Annotated in this window: 19 protein-coding genes and 1 tRNA gene; 17 read left to right on the forward strand and 3 right to left on the reverse strand. The window is 62.1% G+C overall.

Translation table 11 applies throughout. The annotated features are described in order from the left end of the window. Positions 1-150 precede the first annotated feature (150 nt). From Q0629_RS05525 to Q0629_RS05535, 3 genes are all read right to left on the reverse strand, one after another. A complete protein-coding gene (locus Q0629_RS05525; protein WP_298779950.1) occupies positions 151-1,776 on the reverse strand; it encodes an FAD-dependent oxidoreductase in 1,626 nt (541 codons plus the stop codon). Beyond that, complete coding sequence (gene ahpC / locus Q0629_RS05530) at positions 1,776-2,339, reverse strand: alkyl hydroperoxide reductase subunit C (protein ID WP_298779952.1); 564 nt, start codon at positions 2,337-2,339, stop codon at positions 1,776-1,778. The genes Q0629_RS05525 and ahpC overlap by 1 nt, the downstream gene beginning before the upstream one ends. Before the next feature lie 65 nt (positions 2,340-2,404). After that, on the reverse strand, positions 2,405-2,836 hold the full coding sequence (locus Q0629_RS05535; RefSeq protein WP_298779954.1) for a transcriptional repressor: 432 nt from the start codon (positions 2,834-2,836) through the stop codon (positions 2,405-2,407). Between the two features lie 460 nt (positions 2,837-3,296). Here Q0629_RS05535 and Q0629_RS05540 point away from each other — a divergent pair, with 460 nt between their 5' ends. From Q0629_RS05540 to hemW, 17 genes are all read left to right on the forward strand, one after another. Then, positions 3,297-3,545: a 50S ribosomal protein L7ae gene (locus Q0629_RS05540; protein ID WP_298779957.1), complete on the forward strand. Its 249-nt coding sequence runs from the start codon at positions 3,297-3,299 to the stop codon at positions 3,543-3,545. Positions 3,546-3,598: 53 nt separating this feature from the next. Continuing rightward, positions 3,599-3,976, forward strand: a complete 378-nt coding sequence (gene rpsL / locus Q0629_RS05545) for a 30S ribosomal protein S12 (protein ID WP_298779959.1) — start codon at positions 3,599-3,601, stop codon at positions 3,974-3,976. A 14-nt stretch (positions 3,977-3,990) separates the two neighbouring features. Beyond that, positions 3,991-4,461, forward strand: a complete 471-nt coding sequence (rpsG, locus tag Q0629_RS05550) for a 30S ribosomal protein S7 (protein ID WP_208872836.1) — start codon at positions 3,991-3,993, stop codon at positions 4,459-4,461. Positions 4,462-4,490: 29 nt separating this feature from the next. Further along, positions 4,491-6,572, forward strand: a complete 2,082-nt coding sequence (gene fusA, locus Q0629_RS05555) for an elongation factor G (protein WP_298779969.1) — start codon at positions 4,491-4,493, stop codon at positions 6,570-6,572. 60 nt (positions 6,573-6,632) lie between these two features. Then, positions 6,633-7,835, forward strand: coding sequence for an elongation factor Tu (tuf, locus tag Q0629_RS05560; protein ID WP_298779972.1), 1,203 nt, complete (start codon positions 6,633-6,635; stop codon positions 7,833-7,835). An 84-nt stretch (positions 7,836-7,919) separates the two neighbouring features. After that, complete coding sequence (gene rpmG, locus Q0629_RS05565) at positions 7,920-8,069, forward strand: 50S ribosomal protein L33 (protein WP_298779974.1); 150 nt, start codon at positions 7,920-7,922, stop codon at positions 8,067-8,069. Positions 8,070-8,152: 83 nt separating this feature from the next. After that, positions 8,153-8,228: transfer RNA gene (locus Q0629_RS05570), tRNA-Trp, on the forward strand. 45 nt (positions 8,229-8,273) lie between these two features. Beyond that, positions 8,274-8,477 carry a preprotein translocase subunit SecE gene (secE, locus tag Q0629_RS05575; RefSeq protein ID WP_298779977.1) on the forward strand — a complete coding sequence of 68 codons (204 nt, stop codon included), beginning with the start codon at positions 8,274-8,276 and terminating at the stop codon, positions 8,475-8,477. Between the two features lie 47 nt (positions 8,478-8,524). Continuing rightward, positions 8,525-9,064, forward strand: a complete 540-nt coding sequence (gene nusG, locus Q0629_RS05580; protein WP_298779981.1) for a transcription termination/antitermination protein NusG — start codon at positions 8,525-8,527, stop codon at positions 9,062-9,064. Positions 9,065-9,152: 88 nt separating this feature from the next. Next, positions 9,153-9,578 carry a 50S ribosomal protein L11 gene (gene rplK, locus Q0629_RS05585; RefSeq protein ID WP_015556008.1) on the forward strand — a complete coding sequence of 142 codons (426 nt, stop codon included), beginning with the start codon at positions 9,153-9,155 and terminating at the stop codon, positions 9,576-9,578. 99 nt (positions 9,579-9,677) lie between these two features. Next, positions 9,678-10,382, forward strand: a complete 705-nt coding sequence (gene rplA, locus Q0629_RS05590) for a 50S ribosomal protein L1 (protein ID WP_298779985.1) — start codon at positions 9,678-9,680, stop codon at positions 10,380-10,382. Between the two features lie 269 nt (positions 10,383-10,651). Continuing rightward, complete coding sequence (gene rplJ / locus Q0629_RS05595; RefSeq protein ID WP_298779988.1) at positions 10,652-11,182, forward strand: 50S ribosomal protein L10; 531 nt, start codon at positions 10,652-10,654, stop codon at positions 11,180-11,182. A 90-nt stretch (positions 11,183-11,272) separates the two neighbouring features. Continuing rightward, positions 11,273-11,656: a 50S ribosomal protein L7/L12 gene (gene rplL, locus Q0629_RS05600; RefSeq protein ID WP_298779991.1), complete on the forward strand. Its 384-nt coding sequence runs from the start codon at positions 11,273-11,275 to the stop codon at positions 11,654-11,656. A gap of 240 nt (positions 11,657-11,896) precedes the next feature. Next, on the forward strand, positions 11,897-12,295 hold the full coding sequence (locus Q0629_RS05605; RefSeq protein ID WP_298779993.1) for a hypothetical protein: 399 nt from the start codon (positions 11,897-11,899) through the stop codon (positions 12,293-12,295). 33 nt (positions 12,296-12,328) lie between these two features. After that, a complete protein-coding gene (locus Q0629_RS05610) occupies positions 12,329-12,709 on the forward strand; it encodes a response regulator (protein WP_298779995.1) in 381 nt (126 codons plus the stop codon). A gap of 104 nt (positions 12,710-12,813) precedes the next feature. Further along, entirely contained in the window at positions 12,814-14,622 is a 1,809-nt protein-coding gene (gene lepA / locus Q0629_RS05615; protein WP_298779998.1) for a translation elongation factor 4, read from the forward strand. Then, the gene (hemW, locus tag Q0629_RS05620; RefSeq protein WP_298780000.1) at positions 14,612-15,805 is read left to right on the forward strand and encodes a radical SAM family heme chaperone HemW; all 1,194 of its coding nucleotides are present in this window, start codon (positions 14,612-14,614) and stop codon (positions 15,803-15,805) included. Before lepA ends, hemW begins: the two co-directional genes overlap by 11 nt. Positions 15,806-15,980: the final 175 nt, after the last annotated feature.

Genomic DNA, 15,980 nt, shown 5'->3' on the forward strand with positions numbered 1-15,980 from the left:
TTGGCGTGGGTCTGGAAGAACGTGTGGCCGCTGATGTACCAATGGTAACTCTGCAGCTTGTGATAGAAAAACACGAGGTCCGAGAGCAGCGCGTTCATTTTGGCTTCCATAATTTTAATCTCCTTTGTTTTTGGCCGATGGCCGAATTTTTTAACCGATCTCGTCCAGAAGCTGCTGGACGCCTTTTTTGCCGAACGTCACCCTGTCGTCGTCGATCACGAGGCAGGGGACGCTCATCACGTTGTAACGTTCCTTCAGCGCTCCGAAGTGGTTGATGTCGTACACGTCCGCCGTCACCGAGGGGTTCAGCGCCGCGATCTGCTGTGCGGCCGCCACCAACTCCGGGCACATCGTGCAGGAGAGGGAGACCAGGACCTTCATGCCGACCTTCCGGTCGATGGCCCGGATGCGCGCCCTCGTGGTGTCGTCCAAGGACTGTCCCGGCCCCGCGGCGTTGTAGAGCCCCAGCATGAAGGACGTGAACTCGTGTCCGCCCGGGACGCCGTGGAAGGCCAACCCCGTCTCCGTGCCGTCCGCCTTCAGGACCCGGACGCAGGGCAGCTCGGCTTCGGGGAGCCCCGTGCCCGTCCTCACGGTGAGCTTGTCCGTCACTCCCGCCAGCTCCGTCATGTAGCCTTGAAGCTCGCGCGAAACAGGGCGGTCGTCGAGGAAGAGCTCCAGGATCAGGTCCTGTTCCATTCGGGCGAAGACGGCCTCCATCTGCTGGCGCATGTCCTCGGAGAACAGGCCGCCCTCCGCGGGGGCCTCGCGCTTCGCCTCCCGTGTCGGCGCAGCGGCGGTGCGAACCGGCTTTTTGGGGTGGATGCCCGTCTTGGCCTGCATGGCGGCTGCGTACCGCTCCAGCTCCGTCGCGGCCGTGGCCCCGTCGCCCACGGCGGTCACAACCTGACGCAGGTTCTTCACGCAGACGTCCCCTGCGGCGTAAACCCCGTCCAGGCTGGTCTTCTGGCTGCGGTCGGTGACGACGTAGCCTTGGGGGTTGAGCTCCACCTTGTCCTTGACGAGGTCCGTGGCCGGGACGTACCCGGCGAACACGAAGACGCCGAAGGTGTCGCCATCCTCCGGAGAGAAGACGGTTTCCTCACCGGTCCTGGAGTTTTTGTATCGGATTTGGCGGAGGGCGCTATCGCCCGAAACCTCCGACACCTGCGTGTTGGTCAGCACCGTGACCTTGGGGTGCTCCAGCGCCTCTCGCGCCGTCGCCTCGGCGCAGGTGAAGGCGTCCTCGCGCACGAGAACCGTCACGTGGCGGGCGTAGCGGGTCAGGAAGACGCTCTCCTCCGCTGCGGCGAACCCGCCCCCGACGACGAAGACCTCCTTGCCCGTGAAGAACTCGCCGTCGCACGTGGCGCAGTAGGCCACGCCGCGGCCGCGGAACTCCGTCTCGCCGGGGAATCCCAGCACGCGGGGGTGTGCTCCGGTGGCGATCAGCACCCCGAAACAGGAGAAGACGCCGCGATCCGTGTGAACCTTCTTGACGTCCCCGTCCAGCTCCAGGTTCGTGACGTCCGCCATCAGGAACTCCGCCCCGAAGCTCTCCGCCTGGGCGCGCATGGTTTCGGTCAGGGCCCTGCCGTCTGTCCGGCCCGCCCCAGGGTAGTTGACCACCTCGGAGGTGATGGTGATCTGCCCTCCGAAGGTTTCCTTCTCGACGACCAGAACCCGGTAGCAGGCGCGGGCGAGGTAGAGGCCTGCCGTTAAACCGGCAGGGCCTCCTCCCACGACGACGACGTCGTAAAAGTTCCGATCGTCCATTAGAGCTTGCCGACGAGGTCCAGGCTGGGCTTCAGGGTCTCCGCCCCGGGCTGCCACTTGGCCGGGCAGACCTGGTCGCCGTGTTCGGCCACGAACTGGCTGGCCTGAAGGCGGCGGAACAGCTCGTCGGCGTTGCGCCCCACGTTGCCGGCGTTGACCTCATACACCACGATCTTGCCCTGCGGGTTGACGATGAAGCTGCCGCGCTCCGCCAGCCCCGCGTCCTCGATCAGCACCTCGAAGTCCTTGCTCAGCGCGTGCGTGGGGTCCGCCAGCATGGGGTAGGTGATCTTCCCGATGCGATCGGACTCGTCGTGCCACGCCTTGTGGACGAAGTGGGTGTCCGTGGAGACCGAGTAGATCTCGCAGCCCGCCTTTTGGAAGTCGGCGTACTTGTTCTGCAGGTCCTCGAGCTCCGTGGGGCAGACGAAGGTGAAGTCCGCAGGATAGAAGAAGAAGACGCTCCACTTGCCCAGGATGTCCGCCTTCGTCACGGTCTTGAACTCGCCCTTGTGGTACGCCTGAACCTTGAAATCGCTCACTTCTTTGTTGATCATCGACATGAAAAAAATCCTCCCAAATATACTACTACTATGAATGTTTTGGCCGGCTTGCCCGGCCCTCCGCTCTATCGAGAGGCAGAACCCGTTCCGCGCTCCCTTCCGGTCGGATTGCTCCGTTCCTCACGCTCCGCGGAAGCTTCCTTCTCGCGGCACTTCTTGCAGATCCAGGAGATCTTCAGTTCGTAGAAGTCGACCTCAACCCCCGTCTCCGCCTTCAGGCGGTCCGTCAGGTCCCCGATGAAGACGTCCGTCAACTCTCCGCAGCGCCGACAGACCATGTGGTCGTGCCGGATGGTCCGGTCGTAGCGGTCCGGCTGTCCCTCCAGCCTCAGCCTCCGGATCGCCCCCTGAGAGCAGAGGGCGTTCAGGTTGTTGTAGATCGTCGCCATGACGATAGCGGGGTACTGGCGCTTCATCTCCCAGAAGATCTGTTCGGCCGTAAGGTGCCCGCCCGGCTTGCTGACGATGTCCAGGATCCCGCTGGCATACTTTGTCATGCCTCACCTCCTTCCTGGAATTAGTTTAAATCTAATTTAATCGACACTCCTCGTTTTGTCAAGGGCCATTTTGAAAAAATGATAGGTTCCGGTAAAAGTGACGGTGCACATCGGGCCTCAAGAGGTGAGCGGCGTACCGTATAGATATGGTAAGCCCTCGCCGCGGCCCTCGAAGGCCGTTCCGTCCCGTCCTGGTCGGTCTGCCATGACATGCCCACAGCCTCACTCCGGGAACGGGCCGCCAGAGTTTTGCTGCTCTCCCTGCTTCTGGCCCTCACAGCCGTCAGATGCGTACAAGGTCCAAGCGATTGATGCCGATGTCTTCGAACTCTTTTATAATGATGATTGCTTTCGATTGCTTTCAACAACTTTTTAAGGCCAATCGGCGCGTCCTAGCTTGACATCCAAGACTTTATTTTGCTATGATACCTCTCACGTCTTGTGCGCGGGAGGTATTGTCATGCCCTTAAACGAATTGGCCGCGGGCACGAGGGTCGTGGGGGAGAAGCAGGTCCTGCGCGCCCTTGGTCGGGACGGGCTGCAAAAGCTTTTCGTGGCGAAGGACGTTGAGCCGGAGAGGCTGCAGCCGCTTCTTGAAGGGGCCCGTGCCCTGGGCGTGGAGGTCGAATGGGCCGATTCCCGCCTCGTGTTGGGGCGCGCGTGCGCAATCGACAGGTCGGCCTCGGCAGCGGGGCTGCTGAGACCTTGATCTCATAGATGTTGCCAGGTTTTTTGAGGAAAATTTTTTGAGGAGGAGATTCTGTGCCAACGATCAACCAGCTCGTCCGCCTCGGGCGCGACGAAAAGAGGACCAAGAGTGATTCGCCTGCGCTGCAGGCCAACCCCGCGCGCAGGGGAGTGTGCACCCGCGTGTACACGATCACCCCGAAGAAACCCAACTCGGCTTTGCGCAAGGTGGCGCGCGTGCGCCTTACTAACGGCATCGAGGTGACGTCCTACATTCCGGGCATCGGCCATAACCTGCAGGAGCACTCCGTCGTGCTGGTTCGGGGCGGTCGCGTGAAGGACCTTCCCGGCGTCAGATACCACATCATCCGCGGCACGCTGGACTGCGGCGGCGTGGAGAACAGAAAGCGCAGCCGCTCCAAGTACGGCGCGCGCAGGCCGAAGGCCAACTAGGGGGAGAGATCGTCATGCCTCGTAAGGGTCATGTAAAAAAGCGCGAGTCGGTGCCGGATATCCGGTTCGGGAGCGAGGCCGCGTCCCGCTTCATCAGCAGCCTGATGCTGGGGGGCAAGCGCAGCATCGCGGAGAGGATCTTCTACGGTGCACTGGACAGCGCCGCGGAGAAGCTTGGCGTGGAGCCCTTTGACGTCTTCGACAAGGCGATGGGCAACGTCGCCCCCCAGATCGAGGTGCGGCCCCGCCGGGTGGGCGGTGCCACGTACCAGGTCCCCGTCGAGGTGACGCCGGAGCGCGGCGTGCAGCTCTCGATCCGCTGGATCGTCTCCTTCGCCCGTTCCAAGAAGGGAATGCCCATGCAGGATCGCCTGATGCACGAGCTGATGGACGCCTACAAGAACGAGGGCAGCTCCATCAAGAAGCGCGAGGACACCCACAGGATGGCGGAGGCGAACAAGGCTTTCGCTCATTACCGCTGGTAGCGAAGATTTTTTGTGATTTGATTGGGTAGGTGCGTTTTTTGGACATTCACAAGCTCAGGAACATAGGAATAGCGGCCCACATCGACGCGGGCAAGACGACGACGAGTGAACGGATCCTCTACTACACCGGCAGCAGCTACAAGGTCGGCGAGGTGCACGAGGGGACGGCCACGATGGACTGGATGGAGCAGGAGCGGGAGCGGGGGATCACGATCACCTCGGCGGCCACGACCTGCAGCTGGAAGGGCTATACGATCAACCTTATTGATACGCCCGGACACGTGGATTTTACGGTCGAGGTGGAGCGCTCCATGCGCGTGCTCGACGGAGCGGTCGCCGTCTTCTGCGCCGTGGGCGGCGTAGAGCCTCAGTCCGAGACGGTGTGGCGTCAGGCGGACAAGTACCACGTGCCCCGCGTCGCCTTCGTGAACAAGATGGACCGCATCGGCGCGGACTTCAACGCCGTGGTGGCCGCCATCCATGAACGCCTTGGCGCCTGCGCCATCCCCCTGCAGCTCCCGATCGGCGCGGAGGACGACTTCGCCGGAGTGGTGGACCTGATCGAGCAGAAGGCGCTTCTCTTCAGCGGCGTCCTGGGACAGGAGCCCAGGGAAGCCCCGATCCCGGCGGAGCTGGCCATGGCGGCCAAGCAGGGGCGCGACGCCATCGTGGAGGCCCTCTCCGACTTCAGCGACGACATTATGACGCTCTACCTGGAGGGGCAGGAGGTCGGCTCCGAGCTGATCCGAAAGGTCCTCCGGGAGGCTACCATCGGGCTCAAGGCCGTTCCGGTGCTCTGCGGCTCCGCCTTCAAGAACAAGTGCGTGGAGCCCCTCCTGGACGCGGTGGTGACGTACCTGCCGAGCCCCCTCGACCTGCCCCCGGTCACCGGCACCTCGCCGACGGACCCGGAGAAGGTGCTGGAGCGCCACCCCGACAACGGCGAGCCCTTCACGGCGCTGGCCTTCAAGGTGGCGGTGGACCCCTTCCTGGGTAAGCTCTTCTTCCTGCGGGTGTACTCCGGAAAGCTGGAGAAGGGGAGCACCGTGTACAATCCTACATCGGGGCAGCGGGAGCGCATCGGCCGCATCATGCGGATGCACTCCAACAAGCGCGAGGACATCGACACGATGGAGGCGGGCATGATCGTGGCCGTCCCCAGCCTGAAGCTCACCAAGACGGGTGACACCCTCTGCGACGAGGCCCACCCCATCGTCCTGGAGAGCCTGGTGTTCCCGGAGCCGGTCATCTCGCTGGCCGTCGAGCCGGCGACGCAGGGCGACAAGATCAAGCTGAGCAAAGGCCTGATCGCTCTGGCCGACGAGGACCCCACGTTCCGCGTCCGGACGGACGAGGAGAGCGGCCAGACGGTCATCTCCGGAATGGGGGAGCTCCACCTGGAGATCATCGTCGATCGCCTGAAGAGGGAGTTCGGCGTGGACGTCAAGGTCGGCAACCCCCAGGTCGCCTACCGGGAGGCCATTCAGCGCGCGGCGCGGGCGGAGGGCAAGTACATCCGGCAGTCCGGCGGCCGCGGCCAGTACGGCCACGTGGTCTTCGAGATGGAACCTCTGCCTGAGGGCAAGGGCTACGAGTTCGAGGACCGCATCGTGGGAGGCGTAGTGCCGAAGGAGTACATCGCCGCCGTCGAGAAGGGCCTCGAGGAGGCCATTCAGAGCGGCGTGCTGGGTGGCTACCCCGTCATCGGCGTCAAGATCGCCCTGGTGGACGGCAGCTACCACGAGGTGGACAGCTCCGAGATGGCCTTCAAGATCGCCGCGTCCATGGGCTTCAAGGAGGCCATGAGGAAGGCGGGGCCCATCCTCATGGAGCCCATCATGTCCGTCGAGGTCGTGACGCCGGAGGACTACGTCGGCGACGTCATCGGGGACATATCCTCCCGCCGCGGGCGCATCGAGGGTATGGACATGCGGGCGAACGCGCGTATAATAAGAGCTTATGTGCCGCTCGTGGGGATGTTCGGCTACGCGACGGACCTGAGGAGCAAGACGTCGGGCCGCGCGACCTACTCGATGCAGTTCGACCACTACGAGCAGACGCCGGCCGAGGTTGCGGAGAAGGTTCTTCAGGGCCGCAGGGCCGACGAGTAGCCTTGAGTAAGCAACGCATTGACAAAATAGATTCAGTATCTTAACCAGGAGGAATCGGAGATGGCAAAGGAGAAGTTTGAGCGGACGAAGCCGCACCTGAACATCGGGACGATCGGACACATTGACCACGGCAAGACGACGCTGACGGCGGCGATCACGAAGTGTCTTGCGACGCAGAATTTTGCGGACTTCACGGCGTACGACATGATCGACAAGGCGCCTGAGGAGCGGGAGCGCGGGATCACGATCAACATTTCCCACGTGGAGTACCAGACGGAGAAGCGCCACTACGCGCACATCGACTGCCCGGGTCACGCGGACTACATCAAGAACATGATCACGGGAGCGGCGCAGATGGACGGAGCGATCCTGGTGGTGAGCGCGGCGGATGGCCCGATGCCTCAGACGCGGGAGCACGTGCTGCTGGCGCGTCAGGTGAACGTGCCTGCGCTTGTGGTGTTCATGAACAAGACGGACCAGGTGGACGACCCTGAGCTTCTGGACCTGGTGGAGATGGAGATTCGCGAGCTTCTGAACAAGTACGAGTTTCCCGGCGACGATACGCCGATCGTGCGTGGTTCCGCCCTCGAGGTGCTGGAGAAGGGGAACGGGACGCGTGAGGACCCGATCTGCAAGCCGATCTGGGACCTGATGGATGCGTGCGACAGCTACATTCCTGACCCTGTGCGCGACACGGACAAGCCGTTTTTGATGCCGATCGAGGACGTGTTCACGATCACGGGACGCGGGACGGTGGTGACGGGGCGCGTGGAGCGCGGCAAGGTGAAGGCCGGCGAGGAAGTGGAGATCGTCGGGATGTCGCGTGATACGAAGAAGACGGTGGCGACGTCGCTTGAGATGTTCCGGAAGATCCTGGACGACGCGGAGGCTGGGGACAACGTTGGGATTCTGCTTCGCGGGATCGACAAGGACCAGGTGGAGCGCGGTCAGGTGCTGGCGAAGCCTGGGACGGTGACGCCGCACACGAAGTTCAAGGGTGAGGTGTACGTTCTGAAGAAGGAGGAGGGCGGCCGTCACACGCCGTTCTTTGCGGGATACAAGCCGCAGTTCTACTTCCGGACGACGGACGTGACGGGTGACATCAAGCTTCCCGACGGAGTGGAGATGGTGATGCCCGGCGACAACGCCACGTTCGAGGTGTCGCTGATCGTGCCCATCGCGATGGAGGAAGGGCTGCGCTTTGCGGTGCGCGAGGGCGGCCACACGGTGGGCGCCGGCGTCGTCACCAAAATCCTGGAATAGCTGAATTCCTGGCGGCCGGGGCGCGCTCCGGCCGCCGTTGGAGCACCATCTTAAAATTTAAGGATTTAAGGAGAGGTTTTAGCCATGGCGGATATCATCGGACTGACCTGCACGCAGTGCAAGAGGCGCAACTACACCACGACGGTGAACAAGAAGAAGCAGTCGAAGAAGCTTGAGGTCAAGAAGTTCTGCAAGTGGTGCAACGCCTCCGTCCTGCACAAGGAGTCGAAGTAGGCGGCGAGAGGGCGGCGTTTCGCGCCCGACGCCTTGCATAACTTGCAGGGGTGTTGTAAAATACCTACCGTTGTTTTCAGCGTAGGTCCGTAGCTCAATTGGTAGAGCACTGGTCTCCAAAACCAGGGGTTGCAAGTTCGAGTCTTGCCGGGCCTGCCATTTTATTATGGGTGTCTTTTTGTGATGCCCTCAGGAGGGGCGTATATGGCTAAAGAGGCCGTGAATTCTATACCGGGCATCGCTTTTCTGCGTGAGGTCCGGGCGGAGATGAAGAAGGTCACGTGGCCCACCAAAAAACAGGTTTGGTATTGGACGCTGATCGTCATTGTCTTTACTTTAGGGGTTTCCCTCTACCTGGGGCTCATCGATTTTCTCCTCACGTGGGCTTTCTCCGGCATCCTGGGATAGGTGGCCGGAGGTCTTTTATTCTTTGCAGGCGCTAGGGGGCCTTTGTGATGACGCAGCGCGGCGAACGCCGATGGTATGTTGTTCAAACCTATTCGGGCTATGAGAATCGTGTGAAGGCCGACCTTGAACAGCGTATCGCCACGATGGGCATGGAGGATGGCATCTTTAACGTGCTCGTGCCCATAGAGGATCGCGTCGTTGTGAAGGACGGAAAGAGCCGCAAGGTCACGAGAAAGCTCTACCCTAGCTACGTGTTGGTCGAGATGATCTTGGACGAGCAGTCCTGGCACGTGGTGCGGCACACGCCGGGGGTGACGGGGTTCGTTGGAGCGGGGACGCATCCCATCCCCCTCTCGGAGGATGAGGTAACCCGGCTCATGTCGATCCTGGAGAAGGATCGCCCCAAGGTGGAGATCGCTCTGAAGCCTGGAGATACGGTCACCGTCAAGAGCGGCCCCATGGCGGGGCAGACGGGGCCCGTCGTGGAGATCAACTCCGAGAAGGGGAAGGTCAAGTTCACCGTGAACATCCTTGGTCGGGAAACGGTGACGGAGGCCGACTATCGCCTTCTCGAAAAAATTTGCTGAACGCCGTTTGGACTTCTTGAGGTTAATGCAAGGTTCGAGCGGTGAAGATAAACGTCACGTTTTGTTTTAGAGAGGGGATTTTTATTTCATGGCTAAGAAGGTCGTAGGGCAGATCAAGTTACAGTTGCCTGCCGGAAAGGCGACGCCGGCTCCTCCCGTGGGCCCCGCGCTGGGGCAGCACGGCGTTAACATCATGGAGTTTTGCAAGCAGTTCAACGCAAAGACCTCCGATCAGGCGGGCTTGATCATTCCAGCGGTGATCACCGTCTACGCCGACCGCAGCTTCACCTTTGAGCTCAAGACGCCGCCTGCGGCGGTCCTCCTGAAGAAGGCCGCTGGCGTTGAGTCGGGGTCGGGCGTCCCCAACAAGACGAAGGTGGGTTCCGTGTCGCGCGCCAAGGTGCGTGAGATCGCGGAGTACAAGCAGCGGGACCTCAACGCGAACGACGTCGAGGCGGCGATGCGCATGATTGAGGGCACGGCCCGTTCCATGGGCCTCGAAGTGAGGGACTGACGGCCCGTTGCTGGGAGGTTCCCCCAAAGATTGGGAGCTGAGTGATTTTTGTGGCAGAGTCCTTCGGGATTCGCGATCGACCACAGGAGGTTTTTTGAGATGAAGCACAGCAAGCGATACAGAGCTGCCGCCGAGAAGGTCGAGGTGGGGAAGCTCTACGGACTGCGTGAAGCGGTGGAGCTTTACAAGCAGATCGCCACGGCGAAGTTCAATGAGAGCCTGGAGGTCCACGTCCGCCTGGGCGTTGATCCGCGCCACGCGGATCAGCAGGTTCGAAGCACGGTGGGGCTGCCTCATGGTACCGGCGTCACCAGGAGGGTTCTGGTGCTGGCGGCCGGCGAGAAGCAGAAGGAAGCTCAGGACGCAGGCGCCGACATCGTGGGCGGCGAGGACCTGGTGCAGAAGATCGCGGGCGGTTGGCTGGAGTTCGACGCAGTGATCGCCACGCCGGACATGATGAAGTCCGTCGGACGGCTCGGCAAGGTCCTTGGCCCCCGCGGAATGATGCCCAGCGCCAAGACGGGAACGGTGACCTTTGACCTGACGAACGCCATCGGCGAGATCAAGGCGGGCCGCGTTGAGTTTCGCGTCGATAAGGCCGGCATCACCCACAACGCCATCGGGCGTCGGGAGTTCACGGCGGATCAGCTCTTTGAGAACGCGAAGGCCATCCTGCAGGCGATCTATAAGGCCCGTCCTGCCTCCGTGAAGGGAACCTACGTGAAGAGCGTCACGATCGCCCCCACCATGGGACCGGGGATCGCGGTGGACCCACTGGACGTTCAGCGGGAGGTTACCGCCTGATCGCGTCCTTTAACCGTTGAATCTTACTTAAAATAGAAACTCCCTGATGTTGTAGACCGCAGGCGCCCCTCGTGGGCTCAATGTATGCCTGCCGAGGTGCCGGGGATAGAAGGCTATGAGTTCGTACAGGACTTGTGCCCATTCTGTCTGAAAGAGCTCCCCGGCGACGGGGAGTTTTTTTACTTGGTGCCTCAATGAGTTCAGCTCCGAAGGTGGAGTTGAACGGAAGTTTTAAACTGAGAGATTGACGTCGGAGGAGGTGAAACGATATGCCTGCATCGATTAAATACGAGTTGGTCGCAGATCTGAAGGAGAAGCTTGAGCGTTCGAACGCCGTCTTCGTGGCCGAGTACCGCGGCATGACGGTGGCGGCCAGCACGGCCCTTCGCGCTCGCGTCCGCGCGGCGGGAGGGGAGATGAAGGTCGCGAAGAACACCCTCTTTTCCATTGCCATGAAGGAGGCGGGGCTTCCGGAGCTCCCGGAGGACCTCACGAAGGGACCGAACATCTTTACCCTTTCCTATGGCGACCCCGTGGGCGTGGCCAAGGTGCTGAAGGAGTGTGCCACGGACAAGACCCAGAAAGCCTTCGTCCTGAAGGGAGGCATGCTGGGAAGCACGGTTTTGGACCTCAAGCAGCTTCACGCGCTGGCAGACCTGCCGTCGAAGGACGTCCTGATCGGCCAGGTGGTGCGCACGATTGCGGCGCCCATCTCCGGCCTGGTCAACGTGCTCTCCGGCACGATGCGCGGCCTGGTCACGTGCCTTGCCCAGATTCGCGACAAGAAGGACGCCGCCTAGGCGGACCCTCTGCGGAAACAATGGACCAAGCTGTTTGTCTTTAATATGTTTTGCCATTTTGAACATTAAATTTCTAGGAGGTAACGTTTTATGACTCACGAGGAACTGATTAAGGCGATTGAGGAGATGTCCGTTCTCGAGCTTTCCGAGCTGGTGAAGGCTCTTGAGGAGAAGTTCGGCGTGTCCGCCTCCGCCGCTCCGGTGGCCATGATGGCCATGCCCGGCGCTGCTGCGGGCGCTGCGGCCGCTGCAGGTGAGGAGAAGACGGAGTTCGACGTGGTCTACAAGGGGCCCGGCTCCAACAAGATCGCCGTCATCAAGGTGGTCCGCGAGATCACGGGCCTTGGCCTGAAGGAGGCCAAGGAGCTGGTGGATAACCCGCCGAAGCCTATCAAGGAGGGCGTCTCCAAGGAGGAGGCCGAGGAGCTGAAGAAGAAACTTGCTGAGGCCGGCGCCGACGTGGAGTTGAAGTAACGATTAAAAAAGCGGCCCAGGTGGGCCGCTTTTTTAACGCCCGACCGGACTCCCCACGAGTACGTCCGTCTTCGTCGGCGGAGATGGACGGCACTTTCTTTTGTGGTACAATACTTTTAGAGAAGTTGCTTTCCCGCCTTGCTTTCGATTGCCTCGTGGTGCCATTTCCTCGTTGTTCAGGGGTGAAAGAACAACCACGAGGTCGTGTGTTTTTGCTATCAAGGAAACGGAGGTTTTGTTATGAGCAACCAGACTGCGAAGAAGGTTTCGGCTCCTGTAAACAAGAAGAAGCTCATCCTCATTGGGGCCGCGGTGGTCCTCGTCATCCTGAACGTCATGTGGACGGTTCTGCAGAACAAGTTCACGCCTCGGGTTGACGCCTTGAGGGAGGAGTTCACGAAGATCGAGGCCCGCCTGGCCAAGCTGGAGAAGGACGCCCTCCCGGACGTGGAGGCCATTCGCAGCGAGTTGAATGCCCTCAAGCTGATGTCCGAGGAGTACGAGAATCGCTCGACCCAGCTGTTGAAGGCGGAGGAGGCTCAGCTTGCGTCCCTTGAGTCCCAGCTCGCGACGCAGAAGGAGCGCGTTGAATCCCTGAAGAAGCTGGGGGCTGCTGAGGCCGAGGGGAACGGAAAGTAGCGGAGTCCCAGGCGGGACTCCGGAGGTAAGCGGGTGCCTCGAAACGTATTCATCATCGACGACGCGGACTTCATGATCGACATGATACGCATGATCCTGGAGGACGCGGACTACAGGGTCGTGGGGGCCTCAACGGACAGCACGGTCGCGCTGTCGCAGTTGAGGGAGTTGGCTGGTGCCCCCAAGCCGACATCAGTGGATATCGTGATCGTTGACCTTCACATGCCGAAGTTGGACGGTTTTGAAACGGTCCGAAGGCTCCGAGAGATATTCCCCTCAGCAAAGGTGCTGCTGGTGACCGCGAACTCCTCACTTCCCGTCGCCTTGAAAGCCAGGGAGCTGAGAATCGACGGCTTCGTCGTGAAGCCTTTTGAGCCGGAGGTCCTGGTGGAACAGATCGCCAGGCTCGTCTGAACCCTGATCCTTTGGGGCAGGTCGGGCGAGGCAGGCTTATATGAGGAGGGGCGGAGTCCCCTCCTTAATTTTTTGAACGCTTTTAACGTTGCAGAGGAGCACGTATGAAACAGGAGAATATCCGAAACTTTTGCATTATCGCCCACATCGATCACGGCAAGTCCACCCTGGCGGACCGCCTGTTGGAGCGGACGGGAACGGTGCAGTCCCGCGAGATGAAGAACCAGCTTCTGGATTCACTCTCGCTGGAGCGGGAGCGGGGCATCACGATCAAGCTGGTGCCGGTCCGCATGGACTACACGTCGCCCGACGGCAGGAAGTGGGTGCTTAACCTGATCGACACGCCGGGGCACGTGGACTTTGCCTACGAGGTTTCCCGCTCCCTTGCGGCCTGCGAAGGGGCGCTCCTGGTGGTGGACGCCAGTCAGGGAGTGGAAGCCCAGACGGTGGCCAACGCCTATCAGGCGGTGGAGCAGGGGCTTGAGATCCTGCCGGTGATCAACAAGATCGACCTTCCCTCGGCGCGGGAGGAGAACGCGAAGCAGGAGATTCAGGACGTCGTGGGGTTGGATGCCTCAGACGCCATCCTGGCCAGCGCGAAGGACGGGCGCGGCATCGACGAGATCCTGGAGCGCGTCGTCGAGCGGATACCGGCCCCTGAGGGGGACGCCGAGGCCCCGCTTCAGGCCCTGGTGTTCGACTCCGTCTACGACAACTACCACGGCGTGATCTCCTACGTGCGGGTCGTGAACGGCGTCATCAGGGAGGGGCAGAACGTCCTGTTCATGCAGACGGGCAGCATCTACTCCGTGGAGGAGGTGGGGGTGTTCCGACCAGGCTTCACCCCCGTGGAGCGGCTGGGCCCCGGTGAGGTGGGCTACATCGCTGCCAGCATCAAGACCTTGGCCGAGGCGCCGGTGGGGGACACGATCACCGAGGCGGCCCGTCCGGCCGCTCACCCCCTGCCAGGCTATCGGAAGGTGAAGAGCGTCGTCTTCTGCGGGTTCTATCCGGTGGAGCGGGACAACTACCCCCAGCTGCGCGAGGCGCTGGAGAAGCTCTGCCTCAATGACGCCGCCGTGACCTTCGAGCCGGAAACCTCCGTGGCGCTGGGCTTCGGGTTCCGCTGCGGCTTCCTGGGGATGCTGCACATGGAGGTGGTGCGCGAACGCCTGAGCGGGGAGTACGGCGTGGAGCTGGTGGCCACGGCCCCCAACGTCGTCTACGAGGTGGTGACGCCGTCGGGCGCCGTCATCGAGGCCCATCGCCCCAGCGACTTTCCGGATGCCGGCGAGATCGCGGAGGTGCGGGAACCCTACATCAAGCTCTCCGTCTTCCTGCCGTCCGAGTTCGTGGGGAAGGTCATGCAGTTGGTGCAGGACCGGCGCGGGGTCTACAAGTCCATGGATTACCTGACGCCGGAGCGGGTGCGCCTGATCTACGAGATGCCCCTCTCCGAGTTCATCATCGACTTTCACGACAAGCTGAAGTCCCAGACCCGGGGCTACGCCTCGCTGGACTACGAATTCATCGGCCTGCGGGCCAGCGACCTGGTGCGCGTTGACGTCCTGGTCAACGGCGAGGCGGCGGACGCCTTTTCCTTTATCTGCCACAGGGAACAGGCGTACAATCGGGGCCACGCCGCCGTGACGAAGCTGAAGGCACTGATCCCCAGCCAGCTCTTTGAGGTGCCCATCCAGGCCTCGCTCGGCAAGCGCATCATCGTGCGGGTCAACGTCAAGGCGCTGCGCAAGGACGTGCTGGCCAAGTGCTACGGCGGCGACATCACGCGCAAGCGCAAGCTCCTGGAGAAGCAGAAGGAGGGCAAGAAGCGGATGAAGCAGATCGGAAAGGTCGCCATCCCCCAAGAGGCCTTCCTGGCCTTCATGCAGGTGGAGGGGGATGGAAAATAGGGGCGCCTTTCCACGGAAGGCCGAGCCGGTTCTTCCTCGCGGAGCGCGCCCTTCCCTTTACCTCCACGTGCCCTTCTGCGCGGCGAAGTGCGGCTACTGTTCCTTCTACAGCCGGTGCGCGGGTGACGGCGAGGTGGCTGCATGGCTGGATGCGCTGGAGGCCGAAGCCAGCGCCTGGCGCTCGCGGCTTGGAGGGCGCACCTCCCTCCGCACCCTCTACGTCGGCGGTGGGACGCCCAGCCTCCTGACGCCGGGGGACTGGCGCCGGGTCCTCCGCACCCTGGAGGCCATGGCGGACCTCTCCTCCCTTGAGGAGGCCTCCGTGGAGGCCAACCCCTCCTCCCTCACGAAGGAACACCTGACGGCCTGGAGGAACGGGGGCTTTACGCGCGTCAGCCTGGGCGTCCAGAGCCTGGACGACGGCGAGCTGCGCCGCATCGGAAGGCTTCACGATGCAGCGGGGGCGCTTCGGGCGATGGAGGTGGTCCTGGATGCCGGCCTACGCCTCAGCGTGGACCTCATCTTCGGGCTGCCGGACCAGACGCTGCGCTCCTGGTCCGCTTCGCTTCGGGGCGTCCTGGCTGTGGGTGCAGGGCACCTCTCGACCTATCAACTGACCCTGGAGCCGGACGCTCCCATGAGCCGGCAGGTTTTTCCCCTGCCCGATGGCTACCCCCTCTACCGCTACGCACAGTGGTTCCTCGCCAAAAAGAAATTCCTTCAATATGAGATTTCAAGTTTTGCGCCCGCGGGGGCGGAGTGCCGGCACAACCTGGCCTACTGGCGCCAGGAACCCGTTCTGCCCCTGGGGCCTGCTGCCTGGGGGTACCTGGACGGATGGCGCTGGTCCAACCCGCCGACGCTGGAGGCCTACCTCGAAGCGGCACGCCACGGCTTCCCCAATCCCTTTGCGGGGGCAGAGCGCCTGTCCCCGCGGGCTCGCGTCCTGGAGGCGGCGATCCTGGCTCTTCGGACCCGGTGGGGCATCGACCGGCTGGAGTTTTCCCGCCGCTGGGGGGCAGGGATGCTGAGGGAGGTGGAGGGAGTACTGCTGGGGCTTCCGCCGCACCTCCTGCGGGTGGACGAGAGGTCTCTGGCCTTGACCCCAGCGGGGATGCGCGTGGGCAATGCCGTCTGGACAGAACTGATGGCGCTGGAGGACCAGGGAGCGGAGGAGGGATGAATTTCGCGGCTTCAAAAAAGCCCTTGACACTTTGGAGAAAGAGGGTATAATATTCACCGTTGCGCCGCTGAAGGGCGGGGTGACAGACCAAAAACCGGTAATAGCAAAGGTTTAGGTCACGTACCTTGACAAAAGATTTACAGGTGAGATATTGAGGGTGAGGCGGTAGCTGAGG

The organism is uncultured Fretibacterium sp. (assembly GCF_938030725.1).
Classification (GTDB): domain Bacteria; phylum Synergistota; class Synergistia; order Synergistales; family Aminobacteriaceae; genus Fretibacterium.